Genomic DNA, 3,133 nt, shown 5'->3' on the forward strand with positions numbered 1-3,133 from the left:
CCCGGCCGCAGCACCGCGCCGTCGCGGCGCGGATCGACGACCGTGGCCACCGGCAGGCCGGGCGGATAGACGCCGCCATCGCCTGACGTGACCAGCCGGTCACCGGGTCGCAGTGGCGTGTCGGGGCCGGCGAGGTCGATCAGTTGCAGGGTGGGCAGGTTGCGCCCGGCAGCGAGGCCCACCTGGCCGGTGCGCTCCACGATCACCGGGACCCGGCTCAACGGATCGGTGATCAGCATCACGCGGGTGCCGTGCCGGCCCACCTCCAGCGTGCGGCCGATCAGCCCTTCGGCGCCGATCACGGGCATCGCCGGAGCCACGCCATCGGCGCTGCCCACGGCCAGCATCGCGGTGCGCACCACGGCACCGGTGGTGGCCGCCGCAATACGGGCCGTGGCAATCACCTGGCGTTCGGGCGTGCGGACCGCCAGCAGCGCCTTCAGGCGGCGCAATTCCTCCATGCCGGCCCGCGCGGCGCGCAGCCGGGCGTTGGCGGTATCGAGTTCGGCTTCCAGCTGGCGGGCGCGCGACACCGCGCCGAAATAGTCCGCGACCCCGTCAGCGGCCCAAATCACCCCGTCCACCGGCGCGCGCAGCACCGACCACAGCGGGGCGGCGATATCGGCCGCGGCGCGGCGCAGGCCGGCAGCCGTTTCGGGATTGACCCTGGCCAGCAGCAGCAGGATCAGCCCGGCCGCCACCACCGCGCCCGACAGCAGGGCAGAGACCAGCGCCAGATTCTGCTCCCGCCTGATGGCGGTGGGCCGGCGGGGGGCGGGTGTCCAGTCCATGACAGGCGGGTCCCCGAACGCGCAGCTCAGGCGGTGATCAGCACCCCGCGATACATCGGGTCCTCCAGCGCACGGCCGGTGCCGATGGCAACGCAGGTCAGGGGTTCATCGGCGATGCTCACCGGCAGGCCGGTGGCTTCGCGCAGTACCACGTCGAGATCGCGCAGCAGGGCGCCGCCGCCGGTCAGCACGATGCCCTGGTCAACGATGTCGGCCGCCAGTTCCGGCTGGGTGTTCTCCAGCGCGGCGCGCACGCCTTCCACGATCGTGGCAACCGGTTCCGACAAGGCCTCGGCCACCTGCATCTGGTTGATGCTGATTTCGTTGGGCACGCCGTTCATCAGGTCGCGGCCCTTGATGTCGATGGTCTTGCCCACGCCGTCGGCCGGTTTCTTGGCGGTGCCGATTTCCTTCTTGATGCGCTCGGCGGTGGCTTCGCCGATCAGCATGTTGTGGTTGCGGCGGACATAGTTGATGATCGCTTCGTCCATCTTGTCGCCGCCCACGCGCACGCTCGTGGTATAGGCCAGGCCCTTCAGCGAGAGCACGGCCACTTCGGTCGTGCCGCCGCCGATGTCGACCACCATCGAACCGATCGGCTCGGTCACCGGCATGCCGGCACCGATGGCGGCGGCCATCGGTTCCTCGATCAGATAGACCTGGGTGGCGCCGGCATTGTTGGCGGCATCGCGGATGGCGCGCTTTTCAACGCTGGTCGAACCCGACGGCACGCAGATGACGATTTCCGGATAGCGGCCGAAGCGGCTGGTCTGCACCTTCTTGATGAAGTGCTTGATCATCTGTTCGGCGACATCGATGTCGGCAATCACGCCGTCGCGCAGGGGGCGGATGCACTCCACGTTGCCCGGCGTGCGCCCCATCATCACCTTGGCCTCATTGCCGACGGCCTTGACGATCTTGTTGCCGCGCACCGTCTCCAGCGCGACCACGCTTGGCTCGTTCAGCACGATGCCGCGACCGCGGACATAGACAAGGGTGTTGGCGGTGCCCAGGTCGATGGCCATGTCCTGAGACAGGAAGGAAAACATCCGGGAAAATGGCGACATGGGGGCAGGTCTTTGGCAATGGAGGGAGGGTGCGGCTTGACGGCGTAACCAGCCTGCCCCTCTGGCCGGTTGCCGGTGATTCGGCAAGCTTCATGCTGGCAGCCCGAACGGACGACTGCGCCAGTCCGACGTCGGCAAGCGACGATATGGGGATCATGACAGGCGGCGCCAACTTGCCTATGGAGGTGCGCGTGCCGATCCCCGCATCTTCCATCAGGCGCCTGCCCGAAACGCTGATCAACCGCATCGCCGCCGGCGAGGTGGTGGAGCGCCCGGCGAGCGCGCTCAAGGAGCTGGTGGAAAATGCCCTCGATGCCGGCGCCAGCCGGATCGCCATCAACCTGGATGCCGGCGGCATCGACGGCATTGAGGTGGCCGATGATGGCCACGGCATGACGCCGGAACAGTTGCGGCTGGCCATCGAACGGCATGCCACCTCGAAGCTGCCGGGCGATGACCTGTCGGCGATTGCCACCATGGGCTTTCGCGGCGAGGCGCTGCCCTCGATCGGCTCGGTCGCCACGCTGGCGCTGACCAGCCGGCCGGCCGGTCAGGAGGGCTGGCGTCTGGTGGTGGACAATGGCCGTATCACCGCCGATGGCCCGGCCAGCGCCGCGCCGGGCACGCTGGTGACGGTGCACGGGCTGTTCGCTGCCGTGCCGGCCCGCCGCAAGTTCCTGAAATCGGAGCGGTCGGAACTCGCCGCCTGTCTCGATCATGTGCGCCGACTGGCGATGGCCCGACCGGATGTGGGCTTTCGTCTGGTGCACGATGGCCGCACCCTCATCAACCTGCCACCGGCGCCCGGTGAGGGCGCTGCGGCCAGCATGGCGCGGCTGGCGGCGATCATCGGTGCCGACTTTGCCGCCAATGCCGTGCCGGTGGACCTGATCCGCGATGGCATCATGCTCGGCGGGCTGGCCGGCATCCCCACCTTCAACCGCGGTGTTGCCGATCACCAATATCTGTTCGTCAACAACCGCCCGGTGAAGGACCGCATGCTGGTCGGCGCCTTGCGCGGTGCCTATCAGGATCTGCTGGCCCGTGATCGCCACCCGGTGGTGGCGCTGTTCCTCGATGTGCCGGCCGATTTCGTGGACGTGAATGTCCACCCCGCCAAGATCGAGGTACGCTTCCGCGATGCTGGCCTGGTGCGCGGCCTGATCGTTTCGGGCCTGAGGCGCGCGCTCGATGCCGCCGGCCACCGCGCCTCCACTGCTGTGGCCGGTGCGGCGCTGGCCGCCTTCCGGGCCGAACCGTTGCCGGCAGCGCCCG

General features: G+C 69.0%; 3 protein-coding genes. 1 reads left to right on the forward strand and 2 read right to left on the reverse strand.

All coding sequences use genetic code 11. The features are described 5' to 3' along the window. On the reverse strand, positions 1 to 791 hold a 791-nt coding region (mreC, locus tag GJV64_RS12980), incomplete at its 3' end, for a rod shape-determining protein MreC (protein WP_164157738.1). A 26-nt stretch (positions 792 to 817) separates the two neighbouring features. Then, a complete protein-coding gene (locus GJV64_RS12985; RefSeq protein WP_328799191.1) occupies positions 818 to 1,858 on the reverse strand; it encodes a rod shape-determining protein in 1,041 nt (346 codons plus the stop codon). A gap of 191 nt (positions 1,859 to 2,049) precedes the next feature. Between GJV64_RS12985 and mutL the strand changes: the two genes are divergently transcribed. Beyond that, positions 2,050 to 3,133 (forward strand): DNA mismatch repair endonuclease MutL (gene mutL, locus GJV64_RS12990; RefSeq protein WP_235927746.1); only part of this gene is annotated, 1,084 nt, incomplete at its 3' end.

This window comes from Sandarakinorhabdus rubra (genome assembly GCF_010994245.1).
Classification (GTDB): Bacteria; Pseudomonadota; Alphaproteobacteria; order Sphingomonadales; family Sphingomonadaceae; genus Sandarakinorhabdus; species Sandarakinorhabdus rubra.

Bases quoted from the DNA above. Each gene is read 5' to 3' on its own strand.
- GJV64_RS12985 (WP_328799191.1), bottom strand. From the start codon at position 1,858: ATGTCGCCATTTTCCCGGATGTTTTCCTTCCTGTCTCAGGACATGGCC.